Origin of the sequence: Otoolea muris (genome assembly GCF_943193115.1) — a bacterium.
Classification (GTDB): Bacteria; Bacillota; Clostridia; order Lachnospirales; family Lachnospiraceae; genus Otoolea; species Otoolea muris.
This window is the reverse complement of record NZ_CALPCY010000003.1, coordinates 136918-161227: the sequence shown is the minus strand read 5'-3', so window position 1 is coordinate 161227 and position 24310 is coordinate 136918. Positions and strand designations below refer to the sequence as shown.

General features: G+C 48.7%; 19 protein-coding genes and 2 tRNA genes. 19 read left to right on the top strand and 2 right to left on the bottom strand.

Annotated elements, in window-relative coordinates:
* Positions 1 to 32: 32 nt before the first annotated feature.
* The 15 genes from NFS31_RS03720 (at position 33) to NFS31_RS27000 (ending at position 16307) form a co-directional block, all read left to right on the top strand.
* Positions 33 to 1007 (top strand): SDR family oxidoreductase, encoded by a 975-nt coding sequence (locus NFS31_RS03720; protein ID WP_251491753.1) that lies wholly within the window; start codon positions 33 to 35, stop codon positions 1005 to 1007.
* Positions 1008 to 2138 (top strand): glycosyltransferase family 1 protein, encoded by a 1131-nt coding sequence (locus NFS31_RS03715; RefSeq protein WP_251491751.1) that lies wholly within the window; start codon positions 1008 to 1010, stop codon positions 2136 to 2138.
* Between the two features lie 16 nt (positions 2139 to 2154).
* Positions 2155 to 3297 (top strand): glycosyltransferase, encoded by a 1143-nt coding sequence (locus NFS31_RS03710; protein ID WP_251491749.1) that lies wholly within the window; start codon positions 2155 to 2157, stop codon positions 3295 to 3297.
* 2 nt (positions 3298 to 3299) lie between these two features.
* Positions 3300 to 4721: a hypothetical protein gene (locus NFS31_RS03705; protein ID WP_251491747.1), complete on the top strand. Its 1422-nt coding sequence runs from the start codon at positions 3300 to 3302 to the stop codon at positions 4719 to 4721.
* 4 nt (positions 4722 to 4725) lie between these two features.
* The gene (locus NFS31_RS03700; protein ID WP_251491740.1) at positions 4726 to 6009 is read left to right on the top strand and encodes a glycosyltransferase family protein; all 1284 of its coding nucleotides are present in this window, start codon (positions 4726 to 4728) and stop codon (positions 6007 to 6009) included.
* A complete protein-coding gene (locus NFS31_RS03695; protein WP_251491738.1) occupies positions 5987 to 7456 on the top strand; it encodes a lipopolysaccharide biosynthesis protein in 1470 nt (489 codons plus the stop codon). The genes NFS31_RS03700 and NFS31_RS03695 overlap by 23 nt, the downstream gene beginning before the upstream one ends.
* A 244-nt stretch (positions 7457 to 7700) precedes the next feature.
* On the top strand, positions 7701 to 8402 hold the full coding sequence (locus tag NFS31_RS03690) for a WbqC family protein (RefSeq protein WP_251491736.1): 702 nt from the start codon (positions 7701 to 7703) through the stop codon (positions 8400 to 8402).
* 106 nt (positions 8403 to 8508) lie between these two features.
* Complete coding sequence (locus tag NFS31_RS03685; RefSeq protein ID WP_251491734.1) at positions 8509 to 9483, top strand: hypothetical protein; 975 nt, start codon at positions 8509 to 8511, stop codon at positions 9481 to 9483.
* Positions 9471 to 10469, top strand: coding sequence for a GNAT family N-acetyltransferase (locus NFS31_RS03680; RefSeq protein WP_251491733.1), 999 nt, complete (start codon positions 9471 to 9473; stop codon positions 10467 to 10469). Before NFS31_RS03685 ends, NFS31_RS03680 begins: the two co-directional genes overlap by 13 nt.
* Before the next feature lie 464 nt (positions 10470 to 10933).
* Positions 10934 to 12043 (top strand): DegT/DnrJ/EryC1/StrS family aminotransferase, encoded by a 1110-nt coding sequence (locus NFS31_RS03675; RefSeq protein WP_251491731.1) that lies wholly within the window; start codon positions 10934 to 10936, stop codon positions 12041 to 12043.
* 292 nt (positions 12044 to 12335) lie between these two features.
* Positions 12336 to 12701 carry a hypothetical protein gene (locus tag NFS31_RS03670; protein ID WP_251491729.1) on the top strand — a complete coding sequence of 122 codons (366 nt, stop codon included), beginning with the start codon at positions 12336 to 12338 and terminating at the stop codon, positions 12699 to 12701.
* A 24-nt stretch (positions 12702 to 12725) separates the two neighbouring features.
* Complete coding sequence (locus NFS31_RS03665) at positions 12726 to 13508, top strand: hypothetical protein (RefSeq protein WP_251491727.1); 783 nt, start codon at positions 12726 to 12728, stop codon at positions 13506 to 13508.
* Positions 13462 to 14679: a DUF6020 family protein gene (locus tag NFS31_RS03660; protein ID WP_251491725.1), complete on the top strand. Its 1218-nt coding sequence runs from the start codon at positions 13462 to 13464 to the stop codon at positions 14677 to 14679. The genes NFS31_RS03665 and NFS31_RS03660 overlap by 47 nt, the downstream gene beginning before the upstream one ends.
* Before the next feature lie 21 nt (positions 14680 to 14700).
* Positions 14701 to 15207 carry an ATP-binding protein gene (locus tag NFS31_RS27005; protein WP_331482463.1) on the top strand — a complete coding sequence of 169 codons (507 nt, stop codon included), beginning with the start codon at positions 14701 to 14703 and terminating at the stop codon, positions 15205 to 15207.
* Positions 15208 to 15344: 137 nt separating this feature from the next.
* On the top strand, positions 15345 to 16307 hold the full coding sequence (locus NFS31_RS27000) for a hypothetical protein (RefSeq protein ID WP_331482461.1): 963 nt from the start codon (positions 15345 to 15347) through the stop codon (positions 16305 to 16307).
* A 210-nt stretch (positions 16308 to 16517) separates the two neighbouring features.
* Here the strand turns inward: NFS31_RS27000 and NFS31_RS03650 are convergent.
* A tRNA-Ala gene (locus NFS31_RS03650) sits at positions 16518 to 16590 on the bottom strand.
* Positions 16591 to 16747: 157 nt separating this feature from the next.
* On the opposite strand from NFS31_RS03650, the gene NFS31_RS03645 reads away from it, so the two are divergent.
* Together NFS31_RS03645 and NFS31_RS03640 are read left to right on the top strand one after the other, a co-directional pair.
* Positions 16748 to 16820, top strand: a tRNA-Ala gene (locus NFS31_RS03645).
* 86 nt (positions 16821 to 16906) lie between these two features.
* The gene (locus NFS31_RS03640; RefSeq protein ID WP_251491723.1) at positions 16907 to 17455 is read left to right on the top strand and encodes a GNAT family N-acetyltransferase; all 549 of its coding nucleotides are present in this window, start codon (positions 16907 to 16909) and stop codon (positions 17453 to 17455) included.
* 176 nt (positions 17456 to 17631) lie between these two features.
* Here the strand turns inward: NFS31_RS03640 and NFS31_RS03635 are convergent, their stop codons facing one another.
* Positions 17632 to 20517: a transglycosylase domain-containing protein gene (locus NFS31_RS03635; protein ID WP_251491721.1), complete on the bottom strand. Its 2886-nt coding sequence runs from the start codon at positions 20515 to 20517 to the stop codon at positions 17632 to 17634.
* A 715-nt stretch (positions 20518 to 21232) separates the two neighbouring features.
* Between NFS31_RS03635 and NFS31_RS03630 the strand changes: the two genes are divergently transcribed.
* Both NFS31_RS03630 and typA read left to right on the top strand, forming a co-directional pair.
* Positions 21233 to 21892 carry a YigZ family protein gene (locus NFS31_RS03630; protein ID WP_251491719.1) on the top strand — a complete coding sequence of 220 codons (660 nt, stop codon included), beginning with the start codon at positions 21233 to 21235 and terminating at the stop codon, positions 21890 to 21892.
* Positions 21893 to 22332: 440 nt separating this feature from the next.
* Positions 22333 to 24180: a translational GTPase TypA gene (typA, locus tag NFS31_RS03625; protein ID WP_251491717.1), complete on the top strand. Its 1848-nt coding sequence runs from the start codon at positions 22333 to 22335 to the stop codon at positions 24178 to 24180.
* The last annotated feature ends 130 nt before the right edge of the window (positions 24181 to 24310 follow it).

The window sequence follows — 24310 nt, the reverse complement described above, 5'->3', positions numbered from 1 at the left end:
CTGCAGCGGCAGGAAGGAGACGCGGTGGGATTATGGGATATAAGAATTTGAAATTTGAAAACAACGCCCTTTTTCTGGTCACCGGCGGGGCGGGGTTTATCGGTTCCAATCTGTGCGGGGCGGTATTGGACATGGGATACCGGGTGCGCTGCCTGGACAACCTCTCAACAGGAAAAAGGGAGCATGTGAGCATGTTTCAGGGACACCGGAATTATACCTTTCTGGAAGGCGATATTACGGATCCGGAGACGTGTGTGAAAGCCTGCGAGGGCGTCGATTATGTACTGCACCAGGCGGCGTGGGGGAGCGTGCCGCGCAGCATTGAGATGCCGCAGTATTATGAAAAGGTGAATATAGGCGGCACGCTGAACATGATGGAGGCGGCCAGAAAGCAGGGGGTGAAAAAGTTTGTGTACGCCTCCAGTTCTTCGGTCTACGGCGATCACCCGCAGCTCCCCAAAAGGGAAGGGCAGGAGGGGAAGGTGTTGTCGCCCTATGCCCTGACAAAGCGGGTGGACGAGGAATACGGGCGGCTGTACAAAACGCTTTACGAGCTGGATACATATGGCCTCCGGTATTTTAACGTATTTGGAAGGCGGCAGGATCCGGACGGGGCTTATGCGGCTGTGATACCGAAATTTATCCGCCAGCTACTGAATGACGAACGGCCGGTGATCAACGGGGACGGGAGGCAGAGCCGTGATTTTACGTATATTGAAAATGTGATTGAGGCTAATTTAAAAGCCTGCCTGGCGCCGCCGGAAGCGGCCGGAGAGGCTTTTAATGTGGCGTATGGAGGAAGGGAATACCTGATTGATATCTACCGCCAACTGGCAGAGGCGCTTGGAAAAGACGTGGAGCCGGTGTTCGGGCCGGAGCGGGCGGGGGATATCCGGCACAGCAATGCGGATATATCAAAGGCTAAGCGTATGCTCGGATATGAACCGGAATGGAGCTTTGAGAGAGGAATCGAGGCGGCGATTCAGTGGTATAAGGAGAATATATAGATGGAAACTCCTGTGAGAGTGCTCCAGGTATTCAATCAATTGAACCGGGCGGGAGCCGAGACGATGATTATGAATCTGTACAGAAATATGGATCAAAGCCGGATACAGTTTGACTTTATTGTATTTGAGAAGGCAGAAGGGATGTTTGACCAGGAGATAAGGGAGCTGGGGGGACATATTTATTATATTCCAAAGCTTTCTCTTAAATCGATGTGGTTATATATAAAAAGGTGGAATGATTTTTTTGATGAAAACAGAGAATATAAAATCATCCACAGCCATATAAGGAGTACGGCTTCCATTTATTTGTACATAGCAAAAAAACATGGGCTGATTACAATTGCGCACAGTCATAGTACGGTGGAAAGCAGAGATAAAAAAATACAATATATGATCAAGCGGATACTGGAGCTTCCTCTTGGAAAAATTGCGGACTATCACTTCGCATGTTCGGATGCGGCGGCAAAGTGGCTGTTTGGCCTGGGGATTCTTCAGTCTTCTTCCTATTATCTGTTAAAAAATGCGGTTGATACGGACACGTTTCGGTATAATCCTGAAAAAGAGAAACAGATGAAAAGAAAGTGGAGGATGAGCGGTAACTTTGTGATCGGGCACGTGGGACGTTTCAGCACGCCTAAGAATCATAAGAAGCTGATTGATATATTTGAAAAAGTGGTACATATAGATGATAGCAGCCGCCTTCTTTTAGTGGGAGACGGAGAACTGAGAATGGAGATTGAGAAACAGGTCAGGGCAAAGGGGCTGGAGGGCAGGGTGGTGTTTGCAGGCATGCAGAAAAATGTAGCGGACTTTCTGCAGATGATGGATGTATTTGTGATGCCCTCTTTGTATGAAGGATTGCCGGTTTCGGCGATTGAGGCTCAGGCGGCGGGTATTCCCTGTATTTTGTCAGATGCGGTTACAGAGGAAGTTATTATAAATAATTCGGCGAAACGTCTGCCAATTGGGGCCGGTACACAGATATGGGCAGAAGAAATACTGAAATATAAGTCATGGAAGAAAACAGATACTCAAAAGCTTATTGTAGAACGCGGATATGATATCAAAGAAACATCAAAATGGCTGACAGATTTTTATTTAGACCTGTCAAACCAGCGCCAGACATCATAGTGGAGTAGATAAAAAGATGGGAAACGACAGTCAGAATGGTTTAGCCCTGTGTTTTTTGACAGGCGGTATGGGTACAGGAGGCGCGGAAAGGGTAATTGCCACACTGGCCAATATATTTGCCGGACAGGGCCATCGTGTGAAGATTCTGTGCATGGGAAGAGACAAAAAGCAGGCGGGATATGAACTTGACAGGAAAATTGAGGTTGTTTATACCGGAGTAGGAAGAGGATGCTTTTTGGCACGGAAGGTCAGGCAGCTTCGGCGCATCCTTGTGCTTCTGAAATCATATCGCCCGGATATTCTGATAAGTTTTCAAAACTATATTAATATTCAGGCCGTTTTTCTGGGAAAAGCGGCAGGGATTCCGGTCATCGCTTCGGAGCGTTCCTTTCCGGGAAAGAACATGGAGGGGACAGTTGGGTTGAACCGGCTGTGCAAATGGGCGTATTCCAGGGCAGACGCGGTTGTCTGCCAGACAAAAGAACAAAGGGAGTATTTTGGGCTCCGGAATAAAGGGAATTCGTATATTATCATGAATCCATTTCGGATTCCGGTGGATGAGATCCCTGAGTATACGATTCGGGATGAGGTATTGCTCCTTGGATCGACGGGAAGGCTGGAGGAATCCAAAAATTTTTCGATGCTAATCAGGCTTATGGCGAATTTAAAGGATGATTTTCCCGAATTACGGCTTGTTATATGGGGAGAGGGGAGCCAGAAGGAGGCGCTGATAAAATTATCAGAGGAGTTGGGCGTAAGAGACAGGGTGGAGTTTCCGGGAGTAAGCCGGGATATCTTAAACGAGATGGGAAAAATGGACATATTTCTTTTTTCGAGCAGATATGAGGGGATTCCAAACGCCCTTATAGAAGCCATGTGCATGGGAATCCCGTGCATCAGCACACGTTTTGAAGGCGGGGGAGCAGAATTGCTGATTCGGAATGGAGAGAATGGACTGCTGGTGGATACTGACAATGAGCCGAAATTGGAAGAAAAGACAACCGCCCTGATTTCTGATGAAGACTTAAGGAGAAAAATCAGTTTTGAGGCAAAAAAGCTGAGAAGTGAGGTAGAGCCGGAAATGATTGCGGGGAAGTGGATGGAGGTTATCCAAAGAACAATTGACAGAACGAAACCGAAGAAGGATGAAAGCAGATAAAAATGAGAAGAACCATACAGATATACTATTTGTTTTTTGCGGCGCTGCTGTCTGTGGCTGGCCTGATTATTGCAATGATCTTATATATAGACAGGAACGCGGAACATTATATTTCACATTTGTATCTCCTTCCCCTTTTGTATACATGTTATACAATGGGAACGATGGTATTGGTGAAAAGGATGTCCGGCAGTATCAGCATATTTGGGATCGTGGGAATGTATTTTTTAAAGGATGTGCTGAATCCGTTTTTTTTAATGCTGGGAAACTATCAGATTATGACAAAAAATACAGAGATTTTTTTATACTTTGATAAAGCGATTCTGCTGATGATTTATGAGACGACCTGCGTATACACTCTGTTAATTATGTCGTCAGCTTCAGAGAGGCGAATGAAAAAAAGAGAGAGTTCTGTTAAGCCAGGAGTTTTGTTCAGAATCACAATCTCTCTGATGATTTTACTGATTGGGGGGATACTTGCAGTTTATCCAAGTTTATCAGGACGCTTCCATACAATTCTGGAAATTGGAAAACCAGAAACTTATATCCCGGTGCGTTCATGGAGAGTATCAGGCCGTGAACCGCTTGGATTAGTCGATACCTTAATGAGAGCGATTTTTACACTTGTACAGATTATTTTTCCTGCGTATTTCGTGGTAAAAATTCACAATAAATATGGGAGGAAGCATGAGGCAAGGGCGATTGCTTACATGTTATTAGTGGATGGATGCCTGTTTTTTGTCATGACAGGAGAAAATGCGAATACGGTTTTTGCGGCCGTGGCTGTTTTAATAATGATTTGCGCTCTTTATTTTGAGCGAGTCAGAAAATATATTCCAATGATCGCTGCAGGAGGGATTTTATTTGTGATCGTTGCATTACTGGGAAAAGGAGGAGCTTTCGCCGGAGAAAACAGAAATTTGTTATATGAACTGTCGCAGATATTTAATGCTTATTTTGGGGGTGTAGCGAATGTCGCAGCAGCCTGCTTGCTGAAGGAAACGTCCGATCAAATCTATCTGGCAGCCGATTTTTTTCGCTCAGTGCCGTTTATCTCCTCATTTTTTTCCGGAATGGCTGGTGTGTCGTCAGTTGTGGCTTTTAACGATGTTTTCTGGGGATTTACGGGCCGCAGCGACCAACTGCTGCCTTCTGTAGGTCAGGGAGCGCTGTATTTTGGCTATATATGCGCTCCTGTCATTCCCTGTTTTTTTGCCATGCTTACAATGAAGCTGGAGAAAATGGCGAAAGGAACTGCCAATTACTATTTAAAATATTTTTTTTATTACGTTACATTTGTAATGATGCTCTTGTTGGGGGGAAATAATCTGACTCATTTTTACAGATATGCCATTCGGTTTGGGATGGTATTTCTGATAATGCAAACGATGTCTGTTAAGATGCCGCGGGAACGGAGTGTATGAGGAGATGGCTGAGAGAAGGAACAGGAAACCTGTATTTTTATTTATCAAGTGTAATATGGGAGTCGGCGGGATCGAGGTATATTTGGATCGTCTCGTAAAATGGCTGAAGGAGGGAGGTTATCGAATAATCTTTTTAAAACTTTATGGGACGGTGATCTGCGATGATTTTAAACCTGACTTTTTGGATGGATATGTGACGGTGAGAGAAATCGATATTCATCGCTGGGGGTGGCATAAGGGATTAAGCGGCTTATTTCATGCTGATGAAGAGATCATAGCATATGCGTTTGACCTGTATCAATATGCGATGTTGGAAAAGATAAAGATGCATTATCATCTTTGCCATATGAATACATTTTATTGGATCCCACATTTTGAAGAAGTATTTCCGGAAAAGAAGATTCCACGTGTTCTGGGAAAGATGGCGAAGAGGTATATTGGAAGAACCATTCAGACAATGGATCGCAACCGGAATATCATATATGTAAACGAGAGCCATATGAAAGCGTTTGAAAAGAGATATGGATATAAAAGCATTTACGGGAAAGAAATGCTGGTAAAAAGCCTGCGCTCCACTCCCTCCGCGTTTGACGAAGAGAAGGCCAGAGAGCGCAGCATAAGAAAGCCGTTTTGCATTTTATCAGTAGGCCGTTTTGTCTTTCCGCATAAGGCATATTTGCTTGGGCTGATAGACAGTTTTTGCGCGTTAAAGAGCGAGACGCCGGACTTAAAGTTAATTATAATCGGGTACGGAAGAGATGAGGCAGCCGTAAGAAAAAAGGTTTCAGAGTTACCGGAAGAGATCCGGGCGGATATAGAATTGGCGGGAGAGGTTGCCCCGTCCAGACTGGCGACATATTTTGCTCAGGCGTCCGTCCATGTAGGCGTGGCCGGAGCTATTATGGACAGCGCATACAGCGGTCTGATATCAATTCCGGTCAGGCATTACTCTTATCAATGTGAGGGATACGGATATTTTACAGATATGACTCAGAGGGAACGCCTCGTATCTGACATGCCGGGAGAACCCATAGAGATGTTTTTGAGAGAACTGATACATATGGACGCAGACGCCTATGTGGACTTATGCAGACAGACACAGCGTTGCTTTGAAAATAATGAAGATTACAGGAACTTTGGGCTCCGTGAGATGAGCCAGAGAAATGTAAACAGCAGGCAGCATCTGGCCAGAGGTTTTATCGCAGCGGCTCAGCTTCGGTATGTAACGGCTGGGATATGGCATAGTGCAGGTTATAGAATGAAAGATGGATGGAGAAAAGAAAAGTAGGATTATAAGTTCCCTTATATGGAAATTTTGCGAGCGTATCGGAGTTCAGGGAATCCAGTTTGTTATTCAAATCTGTCTGGCCAGGCTTCTGACGCCGGATGATTATGGAATGCTTGCGCTTGTGTTGGTTTTTATTAATATTGCAGCCGTATTTGTTCAGGGAGGATTTGGCTCGGCGCTGATTCAGAAAAATAAGGTGGATGAAAAGGATATGACATCGGCATTTTTTATCTGTTTTGCGATGGCCTGTTTATTTTACAGCATATTGTTCATTCTGGCTCCCGGTATCGCATTGTTTTATCATCAGGAACGCTTAAGCCTTTATTTAAGGACAGCAGGCGTTATATTGTTTCCAGGCGCATATAATGCGATTCAAAATGCATATATACAGCGGAACCTGCTTTTTCGCCAGTTGTTCAAAGTGAGCCTGAATACGATTGTAATTTCAGGGGCAGTCGGTATTATTCTGGCGGCGTCCGGATTGGGAACCTGGGCGCTTATTTTTCAGCAGATAGTGTATAATGTTGTTATCTGCATTTTTTTAATGAAAATTGTTCCATGGAAACCGCGTCTGTGTTTTTCCAGAGAGAAGGCTGGCGGGCTGTTCCGCTTTGGAAGCAGGCTGCTTCTGGCGTCCCTGCTCAACTCAATTTACAGAAACTTAAGAAATCTGGTGGTCGGAAGAAACTTTTCGGCAGAAACACTGGGCTATTTAAACCGTGCAGAACAATTGCCGGGTTTAATTGTGAATAATGTGGACGGAGCGATGCAGTCGGTTCTGTTCCCTGTATATTCATCTGAGCAGGAGAATAAAAGCGTTTTAAAAGATCTTATGCGAAAGTCAGTCAAGATGAGTTCATTTGTATTATTTCCGATGATGATTGGATTAATAGCGGTTTCAAAGGAATGTATCCTGATTTTATTTGGGGCAGCGTGGCTGCCCTGTGTGCCGCTGATGAGGATCATATGTCTGGAGTTTGTTTTGTATCCGATTCATACAGCAAATCTGCAGGCAATTAATTCCGTAGGAAGAAGCGATATATATCTGAAATTAGAGGTTTTGAAAAAAATATTCGGTATAATGATATTGTTTGGTTCCATACAGTATGGAATATATGGAATTGTAACAGGTTCAGTTTTGATATCCATTGGCTCTGCTTTTATGAATGCATATCCCAATCAGACGATTTTAAATTACAGCTATGTTCAGCAGATAAGGGATATCCTGCCAGGGTTTTGTATCGCAGCGGTTATGGGAGTGACAGTCCACATGGTATCATATATAGAAATGAATCTGTTTTTTATGCTTATTATTAAGATAATAACAGGTATTGTAGTATATGCAGGGCTGGCGCTCATTTTCAGGACGGATGAAATGAAATTTTTTAAACAGCTTTTGTTTCATGTGTATAACAGGCATAAAAAAAGAAAGTATGAGGGATTGTAGATATTAGTCAGGATAGGTAATATATGCCAGACAGGGATGTATAGAATTTTTCCGGGAGTGGTAACGGGGCGCTTTTCAGGAGTGAATCAGCCATTAGGAAGATTGTTTCTGCAGATTCAATCAGGAAATAAAAGGAGAGAGTAATGAACCGTATTAATTGGGATATGAAAACAAGAATTCGGGAGGAAGGACATTTAGAGAGTGATATGCCGGCTTTTTGTACGCGGGAAGAGAGGCGCGCGGCATGAAGCTTGGGATTATGCAGCCATATTTTTTCCCTTATATAGGCTACTGGCAATTGCTGAATGCCGTGGATACGTATGTGATTTATGATGATGTGAATTATATCAAGGGCGGATGGATTAACCGGAACCGGATTCTTGCGGGCGGCGCTCCCCATTATCTGAATCTGCCGCTGACAGGCGCGAGTCCAAACAAAAAGATTAATGAGATAGAAGTAAACAAAAATGACCGGCTTCTGGGAAAAGGATTGCAGACGCTTTGGTATAATTACGGGAAAGCTCCGTATTTTAAGGACGTATATCCTGTGCTTGAAGCGGCGTTTTCATGCGGGGAGACGAATCTGGCCGGATTTATCACAGAGTCCCTTAAGCTCGTGTGCGGCTATCTTGGGATTGGGACAAGGATGGCCGTTTCATCGGAGATTCATAAAAATAACGAGTTAAAGGGACAGGAAAAGGTTCTGGAAATTTGCCGGATTCTTGGGGCGGATACGTACCTGAATGCGATCGGCGGAAAAGAACTGTACAGCGGGGACGAATTCAAAAGGTACGGAATTACATTGTATTTTTTAGAGACAGGCGATATTTGGTATGAGCAGTTTGGCCATCCGTTTCAGGGAAATCTCTCCATCATTGATGTGATGATGTTCAATCCGGTTGAGAGAATCCGGGAAATGCTGACACAGTACGACCTTGTTGAGTGAATATGAAAGGACTGGCGCATGCGTCATAAATGCGCTCCCGGAATCCCTATGCGCCTGATCTTGTGAGATTCCGGCAGTACATCATAACAGAAAAGGGGGAATGTCCATGCGGGAAATGGGAGGCTATATTGAGTGGGAAGAGTCCCGGGGCAGCGCGTACCATACGGGCTGCCTTTCACTGAACTGCGGGCGCGGTGCGCTGGCGTGCCTGATACAGCTTAAGGATATCAGACAGATAGCGCTTCCATATTTTTTGTGCGGATCGATTTATGAGGTGTGCAGAAAATATGGAGTTTCCGTTCGGTTTTATCATATTAATAAAAACTTCAGGGCGGATACGGTTATGCCGCTAAAAGACGAGTATTTTTATCTCGTCAATTATTACGGGCAGACAGAGCGGGAATATATCGAACATATGAGTGATATTTATTCCGGAAAGGTGATTGTGGATAATGCCCAGGCTTTTTTTGAAAAGCCGCTGGACGGCGTGGATACGCTGTACACATGCCGGAAGTTCTTTGGCGTGCCGGATGGCGCGTATCTGTATACGGACGCCCCGGCGTCGGGGCTGGATATGCCGGCGGACGAGTCCTTTGACAGGATGCGGTTTCTGCTTGGGAGATATGAGAGGGCGGCAGAGGAATTTTATCCGGAGTATGTAAAAAATAACGAATTCTTTTCGGATGAGCCTGCGAAACGGATGTCCAGGCTGACCGGGAATCTTTTAAGGGGCATTGATTATGCGTTTGTAAAGCGGCGCAGAACCGAAAACTTTTCTTATCTGCATGAGCGCCTAAAGAGGCTGAACCGCCTGTCCTTAAAGATTCCGCAGGGGGCGTTTATGTATCCGCTTTGGATTGCGGACGGGGACAGGGTGCGAAAACGTCTGCTGGAGCAGAAAATCTATATCCCTGCGCTGTGGCCGGATGTATCAGAACAGTGCAGAAAGCCGGATCCGGAGTATGGGATGGCAAAGGATATCCTTCCTCTTCCGGTGGATCAGAGATACGGCAGGGGAGATATGGAATATATGGCAGAAAAGCTGTTTCAGGTATTGGAGGAGATAAAATGTACCGTTTAAGGGAATTGGAACGGACGGATTTGGCTGAGATCAACCGTTGGAGAAATGATCCGGAATTGATCTGTTGCCTGGGAGCGCCGTTCCGCTACATCAGCCCGGATGTGGATATGAAATGGTATGACGATTATATGGCCCGCCGGGGGAATGCCATACGGTGCGCCGTTACGCGGGCTGAAAATCAGGACATTTTATGCCTCGTCAGCCTGACAGATATTGATTATATCAGTCAGTCGGCGCAGTTTCATATCATGGTCGGCAGCGAAATAAACCGCGGAAAGGGAATCGGGACATTTGCAGTACATACTATGCTGCGCCATGCGTTTGCCAATATGAACCTGCGGCGGGTTGAACTTTCTGTCCTGGAGGACAACCAGCGCGCACGGGCTTTATATGAGAAGGCAGGTTTTGTATATGAAGGGACGAAGCGGGAGGCGGTTTATAAAAACGGGGGCTTTCAGAATCTGCGTATCTATTCTCTGTTAAAGGATGAATTTGAAAAAACAGAATGGGGGGGGGTAACAGGGGAGCAGCCCGGCAGCCGGATTCCGGATTACTGCATTAGCCGGGTATCGGATGTAAACAGCAAAAAGTGGATTATACGGGAGTGTGATGCTGTATTTCATCCCTCTGTGGTGCAGAGAAACGATTTTAATTCTCTGTTCCGCAAAATCGATGCGTTTGGAGAATTCATGGCCGCGTACGATTCTCAGATATTGGGTTTTATTGTTTTTTACGCAAATGATCAGAGGGATGGGATCGCATATATCACGCTTTTGGCCGTAAAGACGGCTTATCAGGGCCGGCATATCGGACAGAGGTTGTTAAATGAGTGCAGAGCCCTTTCGCGTCGAAGGGGAATGAGGCTTCTTAAGCTGGAAGTGAACCGGGATAATGCGCAGGCGATCCGTTTTTATGAGAGGAACGGGTTTCATTTTGCAAAACGATATACGGATAGCGGCGTCTATATGGAAATGGAGCTGTGGTAACCGTGCAGAGATTATCTGAGCGGCTATCATGTTGTTGCGACAGATATGCAAATATTTTTTGGGGCATATTGCAAATAAAAACTGCATATGCTATAATGCCAACAGGCAAAGAGATTGAAGTGCTCATGTAGTACAGAGAGAACGAACCCCCGAATGTATTTGCGGTACAGTCGGGGGTTCTTCTTCTTTTGCGGAGAAGCAAACCGTTTGGGTCAGGTTACCGTTCATTTATCTCCGTCTAACCACTTGCACAGGTAGTAGGCGGCTACACTGGCCAATACGGAGTGAATAAGAGATTGAAGCGCGCTCACATAGTACACCCCCTTTCCTTACCGGTATAGGGGCGGTAACGGGATCATTATATCATGAAGTTTAAAGATGTTCTATACGAAATGAATTGATTTATAAAAAGCTCTGGCTTGCGCCGGGGCTTTTTTGAATGAGAATTTTTAAGGAGAGAGTCCATGAACAAACCAATTTTAGTCACCCGCTCTTCCATGCCTTCGCTGGAGGAATACATAGAGGAAATCCGCGATATCTGGGAATCGCATCAGCTAACTAACATGGGGGAAAAGCATCAAAAGCTGCAAAAGGAATTATGCTCCTATCTGGATGTGGATCAGATTGAGCTTTTCACAAACGGGCACATGGCGCTGGAGCTTTCCATGCAGGCCATGCATTTACAGGGCGAGGTGATTACCACGCCCTTTACGTTTGCCTCCACTACGCATGCCATTGTGCGGAACGGGCTGGAGCCGGTTTTCTGCGATATTAATCCAGAGGATTTTACGATCGATGTGTCAAAAATCGAGGACTTAATTACGGATCGCACCTGCGCGATTGCGCCGGTTCATGTGTACGGAAATATCTGTGACGTGGAAGAGATAGAAAGGATTGCCGGGAAATACGGCTTAAAGGTCATCTATGACGCGGCCCATACCTTTGGCGTGACGTATAAGGGACGCGGGATCGGATCCTTTGGAGACGCGTCCTGCTTCAGCTTCCATGCGACCAAGGTGTTCAATTCCATCGAGGGCGGCGCGGTGAGCTACACGGATGCGGATTTCGGCCTGGAGCTGTACCGCCTGAAGAATTTCGGGATCCGCGGCCCGGAGGTGGTGGACGGGATCGGGGCAAACGCGAAGATGAATGAATTCTGCGCGGCGATGGGACTTTGCAACCTAAAGCATGTGGATAAGGAGATCGAAAAGCGCGCGGCCGTCGCCGGGATTTACAGAAAGCTCTTGGAGGGAGTGGACGGGCTTACCCTGAACCCGGAGCAGGACGGAGTGAAACCCAATTACGCCTATTTTCCGGTGGTGTTTGACGAGAAGCGGTTCGGGGCAAGCCGCAACGAAGTGTTCGCCCGACTGGCTGATGAAGGGATTTTTGCTAGAAAATATTTCTATCCGCTGACAAACAGCTTTAGCTGCTTCCATGGAAAATACGATGTAAATGAGACGCCAAAGGCTCTGTATGTGAGCAAGCGTGTTCTGACGCTGCCGATGTATGCGGAACTGGCGCCGGAAGAGGCGGAACGGATCGGAAGGATCGTTTTGGCGTGCGGGAAATAGGAGGAGGGACAGGGAAGGGCGTATAAATCAGGCTTTAATTATTACCTGTCTGAGATGGCCAGGGAGGGTATTCGGAGACAATTGGAGTGATCCAATGTGACTGTGACGGGCGGCATGATATAGAAGATATTGACCGCTGCTCTAAGCTGCTCCGGCAAAATCCACAAAAGTTTATCTTAGGTGTCCGGGATTTTTCAGATAAGTCCATTCCTCTGCGCAGCCGTTTTGGAAATCATTGCACTTCGTTTGTATACAGGTGGGTATTCAGCCGTAAGGGCAGATAAGGAGCTAAATGGCGGGAACAAGGCGGAATACGGGAGGTTTTGATCATGAAAGCAGGAGAATATACAGGCAGGGAATACTGGGATCAGTATTGGGAAAAGGAGAAGCGGGAGGGAGATTTGTATTATGGGGTATAAGCGCTGTGGTGTTAATGCTGATAAAACGCAGTAAATACCTGTTGATTATTTTGCCTGCATTTGCCAATATGGCTGGTTTATTTTTAGGGTGCTGTTTTTCGGACAGCCGGTATTTTTATCCGATGTTTTTGCTGACGGTTCCATATTTGGCAGTTCTGTATCTGGTATTTTCAAATGATGAAATTGTGCCTGGAAAAATGTTACGAAACAGAGCTGCGGAGATAAAGGGTGGCGATTGACAGGATTGTTGAAAGGTACGGAAGATGATAACAAATGTTTATTGTAAGGATAAAAAGAAAGTAAAATCGTTCCTGGCAGCAGCAGTATTTTCCTATGCCGGAGTCTGCTTCTTTCCAGCTCTGTTGCCAGAGGGAGTTGGCGGATTCAGCCACAGCGCCCTGCATCTGGCTGTGTTTGCTGTTTTTATGATGGTTTATTTAAGAGGAAGCTCTTTTTCGATCAGCCCATTTTCCTATGCGCTCGGAGCGGCGTATTCATTTTGTCTTCTTGCTGGGAAAGTGATTTCAGACACGGGCATTCTGCCCATGCGTACCTGGAAATTTTGGGGAGCGTGGGCAGTCTTTGGTATTTTGGCAGCCCGTGGGCTTGAGTGGGGGTACCGATGTATTCCGGACGCCTGCCCGGGAACCGTGGGATCGGGGAGCAGGCGTCTGAAGATAAAGCGCAGATGGATATGGGCCGGGATATTTCTGGCATGGCTTCCGGTCTGGCTCGCCCTGTACCCAGGGGCATTTGCTTATGATGCGGAATTTGCATATGAACAGATCCGTACAGGAGCGCTTACATCGCATCATCCTGTTCTGCACACGCTGATACTGGGAAATACAGTCAGGCTTGGAAATCTGAGCGGGGGAGACTGTCCGAAAACTCAAAAGTCAATTTTGAAAGTGGAGGATAACATCCTAAATATGGTAGTAAATAAAAATAAAGTGAATGCATCAAATGATTTTGATATTAGTTTAGCTGTAAAAGTGGAGAATGACGGACGATCAGATACAGTTTTCGGACAGCCTGGGGGGGTATAATCTTGGAATTGCAGGGTATTGCCTGCTGCAGATGGCGTTTGTATCGTTTGTATTCAGCTATGTGACGGAGTGGATTGGAAAGCTTACCGAAAAGCCGTGGATGATGTGCCTGGCCTTTATCTGGTATGCATGTTTTCCGGTCGTGTCAGTTACGGCAGGCTGTACGACAAAGGATGTTCTTTTCACGACGTTTGCCCTGCTTGAGGCTATTTTGATTTACCGGATGATGAAAAACAGGGAGATTGCGAAAACGGAGTATATATTGTGGGCGGTTGTCAGTTGGTTTGCGGTGGTGCTGCGCAGTACAGGTATCTATATTTTTGTTGTTTTTTCGTTGATTCTTTATCTGAATTTGGACAAATATAAGAAAAGACCGTTTGTGATAAGCTGTTTTTGCGTTGTATTATTCTGGTGCTTTTATGCCTGGCCGTTTTACCAGTTGCTTGGTGTACAGCCAGTGAATAAACGGGAGATGCTCAGCATTCCGGTGCAGCAACTGGCTAGAGCCTATAACCGCGGCGGGGATATCCGTCCGGACGAGAAGGAGACGTTGTTTGAAATTCTTCCAAAAGAACGTCTGGAACAATTCTATGAGCCGCGCCTCTCGGATCCGATGAAAGGGAGCCTGAAGATGGAAGAGATAGAGAAGGAGCCTCTTAAATATGCAGCGCTCTGGCTGAAAATCGGGATTAGAAATGCAGGAGTCTATATCAGTTCATTTCTGGACAATACGCTTGCCTACTGGTATCCGGACGGTTTCGTGGACGGATATACGCAGTATTACAGCAAATATCATCTGCCGGGCTATGAATTGTACCGGGAAAGCAGCTTTTTTGCGCCTATTACCGAGCCTCCGGGAGAGCGCGACAGCCGCCTGCCTTTTCTGGAATCAGCGATTATGAAGCTGATGCTGACAAAGCTTCCTCAGAGAGTGCCTCTTATATCTATGCTGTTTTCACCAGGGATGCTGTTCTGGCTTCTTCTTGGGAGCCTGGCCTGCTGTATGAGGGAGAGGAGACGGGAGGAGAGCGTGACGCTTCTTTTCATGCTTTTGATTGTGCTGGCCTGCTTTGTCGGGCCGATTGCCCTGGTACGGTATTGCCTGATTTTATTTTACGGGCTTCCTGTGATGCTTACATTGCCAGTGGAGGCGTTTTATGCTAAACTGTAGCCATGGCAGGAGGAGCATACAATGGCGAAGTTTTTTAATATAACAGCAGACTGCAAACCGAATCTGCACTATATGGTCGATATCAGCCCCCGGTTAGCCGCGATGAAGGAATATGTGGAACGGGGCGAATACTTCACGATAAACAGGGCCCGACAGTACGGCAAGACGACGACGCTCCGCGCTTTGAAGGAATATTTAAGAAACGAATATTATGTGATCAGCATGGACTTTCAGATGCAGATGAGCTATGCGAAATACCGCAGTGAAAATGCATTTTCCGTTGCATTTGCAAAAGCATTTGTCCGCCTGGCAAAGGATCTTAATCCCGTGATGAACAGTGAGATGGAGCGGGCGGTTTGGAGCCTTTGCCGGGCGGTGCGGGAGGCCCGGGAGGAATTAGAGCTCGTGGAATTATTTCAGTATCTGAGCGATATCTGTAAAGAGGCGGACAGGCCGCTGGTTCTGATGATCGATGAGATTGACAGCGCGGCTAATAATAGGTGTTTCTTGATTTCTTATCACAGTTAAGAGGATATTATATTAACAGGGATACGGCGTCCACGTTCCGGTGCGTGATTCTGGCAGGCGTGTACGATATAAAAAATTTGAAGAAACGCTTTCGGGCAGAGGAAGATCACAGGCTCAACAGCCCGTGGAATATTGCTGTGGATTTTAAAGCAGATATGAGTTTTTCATCCGAAGAGATCGCGGGCATGTTAAAAGAGTATGAAGCGGATCACAATACAGGAATGGATATAAAAGAAATGGCCGGGCTCATTTATGAGCATACATCCGGTTATCCGTTTTTAGTTTCCAAGCTTTGCAGGCTTATAGATGAGGAAGTTGCCGGCAGCCGGCATTTTCCGGATAAAAAAACGGCGTGGACATACGCCGGATTTTTGGAGGCGGACAGGATCCTTCTGGGAGAAAAGAATACGCTGTTTGAGTCTATGGTAAACAAGCTCTGCGATTTTCCTGAATTAAATGAGGTCATTTATTCCATGTTGTTTACGGGCAGGGAGATTTCCTATAATGCGCTGGATCAGACGATTGGGGCGGCGGAAATGTTCGGCTTTGTAAAAAATGTGAACGGAGCGGCCGTTATTGCGAACAGGACGTTTGAGACGGTATTTTATAACCTGTTTTTAGCGTCTGCCAGGAATCAGAATACGGGTATTTATAAGGCGGCGCTCCGGGACCGAAATCAGTTTATTTGCGCGGGACGTTTGAACATGGAGCTTTTATTAGAGAGGTTTGTGACACATTTTGATGATTTGTATGGGGATCGTCCGGATCAGTTTAAAGAGGAGGACGGCAGGCGGTATTTTCTTCTGTATTTAAGACCGGTAATCAATGGAGCGGGCAATTACTATATTGAATCCAGAACCCGAAATATGGAACGAACCGATGTGATTGTAGATTATCAGGGGGAACAGAGCGTGATCGAGTTAAAGATCTGGAGGGGGAATGCGTATAATGAGCGCGGGGAGGAACAACTGCTTGCTTATCTGGATCACTATCATTTGAAGAAGGGATATATGCTCAGCTTTAACTTTAATAAGAATAAAAAAATTGGCGTAAATCGTCTGGTTTTCGGAGATAAGGTGTTAATCGAGGCGGTGGTGTAAATGGCCGCGGCTTTGCTGAAATGACGGATGTTAATTATGATTGTCAGGATTGCAGAAAGTATATATACAAACAGAATATATAAAATCAATCAGGGGAAGATGCGGCTTCCCCTGATCGCATATCGGTGCTCTGTGAACACAAAAAAATGGAAATCTCTTTTGAGATTTCCATTTTGGGTTAGAGCATCCATCGCTTAACCGCTCTGTTCATGGAGACAACGGGATTCGAACCCGCGGTCTCTGCGTTGCGAACGCAGCGCTCTCCCAGCTGAGCTATGTCCCCTTACCGACTTCTCTATTATAACACAACTTCAGAAAATTTCAACATAATTTTTGCAGAACATGCAAATTTTTTTCTCACAAAAATGATATAAAAATTTAAAATTCCCCCTTCCCTTTTTCAGGATTCTGTGCTATAATAACACACGTTGAAGAACAGAGGGGCATTAGCGCAGCTGGGAGCGCGTTTGAATGGCATTCAAAAGGCCACGGGTTCGAATCCCGTATGCTCCATATGAAAGCTGTTCCGGTTTGTAAAATGTACAGATCGGGGCAGCTTTTTCATATCTGTGACGATTGCCGGAATATAGGAGAATGTGATGGAAAAAGAAATACGGAAACAGGAAGCGGAACAAACGATGCTGGATGAGCGATTTGAATTTCGCAGCATCCGTCCGGAGGAGGGGGAAGAAGCCGCGGAGATTGAGAGGATCTGTTTTCCCCCAAACGAGGCGTGTTCGGAAAAGATGATGCTGGAGCGCGCGGCGAAAGCGCCGGAATTATTTCTGGTGGCGGTTGACAGGCAGACGGGCCGGATAGCCGGTTTTCTGAACGGGCTTTCAACAAATGAGGAGTCGTTCCGGGATGAATTTTTTACGGATGCGGGGCTTTATGATCCGGAGGGGAGAAATGTGATGCTGCTGGGCCTGGATGTCCTGCCGGATTACCGGCTGCAGGGCCTGGGACGGGAGATTGTGCGGCGGTATGTGCGCAGGGAGCGCGGGAATGGAAGAAAGCGGCTTCTGCTGACATGCCTGCCGCCGAAGGTAGAGATGTACAGAAAGATGGGATTTTGCGATGAGGGCATTGCGAATTCTTCCTGGGGCGGGAGCCAGTGGCATGAGATGAGCTATACGGTTCCTGATTAATTCGGAAAATTTGTGGATACAACAGAACCATAAAGAAACCGATGGCTCTGACGGGAAATCGTCGCTGCCATCGGTTTTTTGCTCAGGCTGAAACAGCACATATCTGCTGCAGGTCATCCTTCCGGCTAAACTGTGCCAAAATCTTTACATATTTTCCCTGCATCTTCCCTGCATCCTTACCAGTCCCACCAGCTATCCCAGTATTTCCAGTCGTGCCAGCGCTCCGGCACGGTGGGGACTATGGACGGGGCGCTGCTCTCGTCTGAGGACGGCTGGGAGAAGGCCGACACGGTAGTGGGCGGTTCGGATCCGCGCGCCGTCGTGTCAGGCGCTGTGGTCTGAATAGAGGCCGTGTAGGGGGCCGTGGTCCCCGGCGCGGCGGAATAGGGCGATGTCGTAAAGGGAGACGGCACGGTGGGCAGGTATGGGCTGCCCGGCGCTGTCTGCTCCGGGATATAGCCGGGGCCGAAGATATCGCCCGATCCCTGGGACGGGTCGATGATGGTGGAGGAACCGTTGTGGACCGTGCAGAAGTCGGGCGCTGCATAGACCGTGTCATCTGTGCCGCCTTCGCTGTCCTCCGGCACGGACATGACCGTTTTGGATTCAAGCTGCTCGGCAGGGCAGAACGCGGTGGGCTTTCCCCCGGAGGCGGCGCATACGGTGATCCGTACATGGTGATCGCATGCCTCTGCCGGGATAGTTCCCTTTGCGAAATATTCGGTATAAACAGCATTGCTGCCCCTGGGATCGCCGGTACACACGCCGGAGATGGGGAGCTTTCCTGATTTCCGGCAGACCTGAGCCGTCTCGATGCTGTCCGGAACCGGGAAGCCCGGATCGGAGAGGCCCTCGTGGATCCTTGTCATGATGGAGCGCCAGATCCGTTTGTGGAAGCTTGTTCCGCCGTTGCGCGCGCCGGCGCTGTCCTTTAAGCTCTGGTTGGCGTCGCAGCCGCCCCAGATCCCGGCGGTGTAGTAGGGGGTAAAGCCCACAAACCAGATATCCACATTGTTTGTGGTGGTGCCGCTCTTTCCGGCGCAGCTCATGCCCGGAATGGCGGCCGCCGTACCGGTGGAATTGACGCCTGCGCCGGGACGGGAGTAGAGGCTGTTGCTCTGCATGGCGTCGCTTAAGGCGTCGGTCAGAAGAAAAGCCGTGGAGTCCTTGAGCGCCGGCCGCGTCTCCGGCACATTTTCAATGAGCACCTTGCCGTTGTGGTCAAGGATTTTCGTAAAAAAGACCGGTTTTGTGTAGGTTCCCCCATTTGCGATCGTGGCAAAGGAGTTCGTCAGATCCAGGTTTGTGACGCCTTTGCTTAAGCCGCCGAGGGCGGTCGCCAGGTTTAAATCCGCGGCGCTTAAGGTGGTAATGCCCATTTTTTCCGCATATTCCACGCCGAGCTGCGGGGTGACGGTATCATTCATGCACCGCAGGGCGACGATGTTCATGGAATAGATGATTCCCTCGCGGATGGTGTGGTAGCCCTTGTAATCCGCGCCCCACCAGTTGCGGAAGGTTTTCTCCCCCACTGTGTAGGGCCCGTCGTAGTAGACCGTGGCCAGCGTCGCGCCGCAGGTGTCGATCGCCGGGGCGAAGGAGGTAACCACTTTGAAGGTGGAGCCGGGCTGGCGGACAGAGTCTGTGGCGCGGTTTAAGGTCCGGTTTGCCTTTTTTTCCCCTCGCCCGCCGCTTAACGCCTTCACGTACCCGGTGGACTGCTCGATGAGCACAAAGGAGGTCTGAGGCTGTAAAACGATGTTGGCGGACTCGCCGATCACCGTGTCGCCCTCATGGATCAGCCATGCCTTGTAATCCTCAATGGCGGCCGTGACCTCCTCCTCGCTGTCAAAGAGTCCTTCAAAGGAGGTCTGCCCTTTGACCTGGCGGATATAGCTCTCCATGGTCTGCTGGGAGTAGTGCTTTGTCTCCCCGTCCGCATGCGCGACGGACAGGCGGTACTCAACCGAGTAGCGGGCGGCGTCATAATTTTCAGGGTTATTGATCTCCTCGTCCACAATGGCCTGCAGGCGCGGATCCTGCGGGGTGAAGATCTGGAGGCCGCCGCTGAACAAGAGGTTAGAAGCCTGGGTGTCCGTATACCCGAGCTGTTCCTTGAGCGCCTCTGTAATCTGGTTGATGAGCTCGTCCGTATAGTAAGAATAGGGCGTTGTATTGCCGCGGATGGCCAGATCCACGTTCTGGATGCGGGAATAGACGTCGTCGGCCAGCGCTTCCTCCTGCTGCTCCTTGGAAATATAGCCCTGCTCGTACATTTCCTTTAAAATAACCTCGCGCCGCTCTGCGTTGTCGTCCGGCCCCGTAATGGGATTGAGCTTGCCCGGGTTCTTGGTGATGCCCGCGATAACGGCGCATTCCGACAGTGTGAGCTCGGAGATATCCTTATTAAAATATCGGAGCGCGGCGGCCTTTACGCCAAGGGTGTTATTGCCCAGATTGATCGTGTTTAAGTAATTCGTGAGAATGATCCTGCGATCCACGTTTTTTGTAAGCTGCAGCGCCAGGTACTGCTCCTGTATTTTCCGCTCCAGCTTCGCGCCCTTGCTGGTCTCCATACCGCCGTTGAAGACCGTGTTTTTGATGAGCTGCTGGGTCAGGGTGCTGGCTCCGCCGCTGTAATTATTGGTCAGGACGCCGACCGCGGCGCGCGTGATGGAACGGAAATCGATTCCGTTGTGCTGCCAGAAGCGGGTGTCCTCAATCGAGACAAACGCGTCGATCAGATCCTGCGGGAATTCCTCATAGGACGCCTCGATCCGGTTGGCATTGCTTCCCACCAGGGTGTCCGTCACTTCGCCGGCGCTGTTGTAGATGGTGGAAAAATAGCCGCTGGGAGCAAAGCTGTCAGGATTAAAGCCCGGAGAACTGTCAAGAATCCCCCGGAACATCCCGATCCCCATGCTGATTCCTGTCACGGCGACGAACAGGAACAGGACTAAAACCGTTTTAAAGAATGAAAGGAATACCCAGTTGGCGTATTTCTTCTTTCTGGAGCTGGCTGCCTTTATTTTCTGTTTCGTTTCTTTTCTGCCATAATTCATAGGAGCCTCCTTATAACTTGTCATTATAGCAAAATTTGGGTTATAAATAAATAGTTATTGTCATGAAGTTTTTTTTACGTTATTATGAAAGGTGTTATTTGCGGTTTGTTTGGCGGTTGCGGGGAGGCCGCCAGGGACGGGTTCTATATCCAACGGAACCCCGCTTCCGCTCGGAGAAAAGCGCAGCGGTACTAAGCTCGAAAAGACCTCGCTAAGTACCGGCGGTTTTCTACGGGTTCCTTATGGATATAGAACCCGTCCCTGGCTACGTTACTGGCGGGCCGTTCATTTATTTGCGCCATTGCTGCGTTGGCTTCAATGGACGATGCCGCCTCGCCTCATTCAGCCGCGTTGCATTGATACAAATATCAGGCGCTTAGTATCCGGGTATCTACGAAACTCTGTATTAGCACAATGTCATAAACTTAAAGAATTTCTGCTAAAAAGCACACCTGAAAGACCGCAGATATCAGTTACATAATACATCCTTCTAAGGCTTAAGTTAATGACACTGTGTATTAGCAGGGCTTTAAATTTATTCTTTGTCAGTAATTCTTACAAAAGTTAATTATAGTTTATTTCCATTATTCCCTGTTTGGGGATGGATTAATACAAATGTTTTGCCAGATGGTATGCAGTTTAGGTATGTAACGCAGGCTTTCCGCTTATAACCGGGGAGGCGCAGACAAGTCAGACAGAAGGGCAGGGGGACAAGATGAAAGAACGGTATAAAATTTTGTATAAGGGCGGGGAAGGCGAAATCACGGAGAAAAAATCGCGCTTTATCGCAACCGTCCGTCCGGTGGAGACGGAAGAGGAAGCGGCCGCTTTTATTGCGGAGATGAAGAAACGGTACTGGGATGCGAGCCATAACTGCTCAGCCTTTGTGATCGGGGAAGAGAATCCGCTGACGCGCTGCAGCGACGACGGGGAGCCGGCGCAGACGGCGGGCCGGCCGATGCTGGACGTGCTTCTGGGCGCGGAGGTGTATAATGTCTGCGCGGTGGTCACGCGTTATTTTGGAGGCACGCTTCTCGGAACCGGGGGACTGGTGCGCGCATATTCAAAGGCCGTCCGCGAGGGCCTTCTAAACTGTGTGATCCTGGAAAAATGCCTGGCGGACCGTCTGCGCCTTTCTACCGATTACAGCGGCCTCGGAAAGCTGCAGTACATCCTCTCAGAAGCCGGGATTGCGGTGCTTGACAGCCAGTACGGCGAGGCGGTGGAGATGACAATCCTCGCTCCGGCAGCCCAGTCGAGCCAGATCCGGAAAAAGATCACAGAAGGCACAAACGGCCGCTGCGGGATAGAACTGCAGGGACAGGTATACTACGGAATGGACGCAGGGGAGATTGTGCTTCTGGGTGAAGGCTGATGCTGCGGCGCGCGGCCGATACGTGAAACAGGTATTAATATGGGATACTTGTTTTGTTTATCGAAATAGGCATCAGTAATGCCTCTCTGAAAACATGGCAGGTTTTTAGCTGACATACAGCCCGCCGGTAACGTAGCCGGGGATCGCTGCTATATCCATAAGGAACCCGTAGAAAACCGCCGGCGCTTAGCGAGGTATTTTCGAGCTTAGCGTCCGCTGCGCTTTTCTCCGAGCGGAAGCGGGGTTCCGTTGGATATAGCAGCGATCCCTGGCGGCCTTCCGGGATACTATTTTACAAATAAAATTTCCCTTGAACTCTGTTCCAAACGATGCTACAATAATTTCCTGTAAAATCAACCCAAACACAGCTTACGCCTCACACAGAACCGCCAGCCGGCCCTGTGAAGCGTAACGGGAATAATGCGAGGTACAAGACGAGTATGAAAATGAACCGTGAGGATATCAGAAATATTGCGATTATTGCGCATGTCGATCATGGAAAGACGACGCTGGTGGATCAGCTCCTGCGCCAGAGCGGCGTGTTCCGGGCGAATCAGGAGGTAGTGGACCGTGTGATGGATTCAAATGCCATCGAGCGGGAGCGCGGCATCACGATCCTGTCAAAGAATACGGCCATCAACTATAAAGGAACCAAGATCAACATTATCGACACCCCGGGCCATGCGGATTTCGGCGGGGAGGTGGAGCGCGTCTTAAAGATGGTGAACGGCGTGATCCTGGTGGTGGACGCCTACGAGGGCGCGATGCCGCAGACGAAGTTTGTGCTCAGGAAGGCGCTTGATCTGGCGCTTCCGGTGATTGTGTGCGTGAACAAGATTGACCGCCCGGAGGCCAGGCCGGACGAGGTGGTGGACGAGATTCTGGAGCTTTTCATGGATTTGGACGCTTCGGACGAGCAGCTTGACTGCCCGTTTATCTATGCCTCCGCCAGGGCGGGCTTTGCAAAGCGCGATGTAAATGATCCGGAGACGGATATGACGCCGCTGTTTGAAACAATTCTGGAGTACATTCCCGCGCCAGAGGGGGATCCGGACGCGGAGACGCAGGTGCTTATCAGCACGATTGACTACAATGAATATGTGGGCCGGATTGGGGTCGGAAAGGTGGACAACGGCTCTGTGAAGTCCGGCCAGGAGTGTGTGATCGTGAACCACCACGAGCCGGATAAGTTCCGCAAGGTGCGGATCGGAAAGCTCTATGAGTTTGAGGGCCTTAATAAGGTGGAGGTAAGCGAGGCCGGGATCGGCTCGATCGTGGCCATTTCCGGCATCACAGACATCCATATTGGAGATACCTTATGTTCCCCGGAAAAACCGGAGGCGATTCCGTTCCAGAAGATTTCCGAGCCGACGATTGCCATGGATTTTATGGTAAATGACAGCCCGCTGGCCGGGCAGGAGGGGAAGTATATCACGTCCCGCCATATTCGGGAGAGGCTGTTTAGCGAGCTGAATACGGATGTAAGCCTCCGGGTGGAGGAGACGCAGTCTCCGGACTGCTTTAAGGTATCGGGCCGCGGCGAGCTGCATTTGTCCGTGCTGATTGAAAATATGAGGCGCGAGGGCTATGAGTTCGCTGTCAGCAAGGCGGAGGTGCTCTATAAGTACGATGAGAGAAATAAAAAGCTTGAGCCCATGGAGATCGCCTATGTGGACGTGCCGGAGGAGTTTACAGGCGCGGTGATCCAGAAGCTGACCAGCCGCAAGGGCGAGCTGCAGGGCATGAGCCCCATCGGGGGAGGCTATACGAGGCTGGAGTTTTCGATCCCCTCCAGAGGGCTTATCGGCTACCGAGGGGAGTTTATGACCGATACCAAGGGAAACGGGATCCTGAATACCAGCTTTGACGGCTACGGCGTGTTCAAGGGCGAGCTGAATTACCGCAAGCAGGGGTCGCTGATCGCCTTTGAGGCCGGGGAGTCCATTACCTATGGCCTGTTCAATGCACAGGAGCGGGGCGTGCTCTTTATCGGGCCCGGCGTGCGGGTGTATTCGGGCATGATCGTGGGGCAGAGCGCGAAAAGCGAGGATATTGAGCTGAATGTCTGCAAGACCAAAAAGCTTACAAACACGCGTTCTTCAAGCTCTGACGAGGCGCTGCGCTTAACGCCGCCCAGGGAGATGAGCCTGGAGCAGTGCCTTGATTTCATAGATTCGGATGAGCTTTTGGAGGTGACGCCAACAAGCCTGCGCATCCGCAAAAAAATCCTTGATCCGACGCTCCGCAAGAGAGCCATGATCAGCCGTAAGGATAAAGAAAACCAGTAACCCCGTTCTTTTTAAACCGATGGGGGTAATGCTGTACGAAGGGGCCGCTGCGGCCGGAAACACGTTGAAATTCCGGCTGCAGCGGTCTTTTTACGTGTCAGGGCATACCGCTGTCCGCGGGCCCCTGTCT